This is a genomic window from Aerococcus sp. L_32 (assembly GCF_050689315.1).
In genome coordinates, this window is the sequence record NZ_JBOEQF010000706.1 from 1 (window position 1) to 924 (window position 924).

The 924-nt window shown below is 37.8% G+C and carries 2 protein-coding genes and 1 pseudogene; all 3 read right to left on the reverse strand.

Going from position 1 to position 924, the window contains the following annotated elements; genetic code table 11:
• Positions 1 to 204: pseudogene (locus ACRCJ0_RS15855) on the reverse strand (polyprenyl synthetase family protein); the annotation flags it as partial.
• Positions 204 to 449: an exodeoxyribonuclease VII small subunit gene (locus ACRCJ0_RS15860; protein ID WP_026466152.1), complete on the reverse strand. Its 246-nt coding sequence runs from the start codon at positions 447 to 449 to the stop codon at positions 204 to 206. The pseudogene ACRCJ0_RS15855 and the gene ACRCJ0_RS15860, both read right to left, overlap by 1 nt.
• Positions 450 to 924, reverse strand: a 475-nt coding sequence (locus ACRCJ0_RS15865) for an exodeoxyribonuclease VII large subunit (protein WP_431391144.1), incomplete at its 5' end; no start/stop codon positions are given. It lies immediately after the preceding gene.

Here is a 924-nt window from a genome sequence, read left to right on the forward strand (position 1 = left end):
TAACCCTGTTTCAATGTCAGCGTTCAGCGCTTTTAAAGTAGCCAACAATAACATTGGTCGAATGCGTTTGCCACCTGTATTTAATGAATAAACCATTGATTCTTTCAATTGACCAGGCTGGTCGTGACCGAATTGGTCAACAGACTTCAGAATAGCTTCGTCTAAGGCTAGTAATTGGTTTTCCATAAAAAAAGTTGCATCCATTATTGGTCACCTTGACTCGTTGGTTCTTCAAATGCTTCTAATTGACCACTTTCTGTCATCAATTTTGTCATTGTTTCTTCAGCGTTTTCTAAAGTTTGGCTGCAATATTTGCTTAGAATCATGCCGTCTTGAAAAGCATCCATTGATTCTTCTAATTTGATATCGCCAGATTGTAATTGATTGACAATTGCTTCTAGTTTTTCTAACGCTTCTTCAAACGATAATTTTGAGGTATCGATAGCCATTTATGATTCTCCTTTTATTTTAGAAAATTGTTTCTTGTCTGTTCCAGTAATTTGTGCGGTAATTCGGCCATCCACTAATTGAATGGCTAATGGATCACCAATATCCACTTTTGTGATGGATTCTACCGGTTCTTGTTTACTTGTCACATAAGCAAAACCTTTACTCATCCTTTTTAGGGGTGATAAAAGATCCAGTCGGGACATCGCTTTTTGCAATTGATATTCCTTAGACCTTACCTGTTGGCTCTGGCTATTAATCAATTGGCGCTGCATGTATTGTAATTTTGACCGGTAATTGCCTAATGTAATTGCAGGAGAAGATTGGTTTACCCTTTGGTCTAAGTGCTGTACGGCAACTTTTTGAGATTTCAAGTGGCGTTCTTGCGACTGAACCAGTTGTGCCTGTAAGTTCTTTAATTTTAATTGGTGGCCTTCATATAACCGCAATGGTTGGCGGAATATATAAGCATTTTGA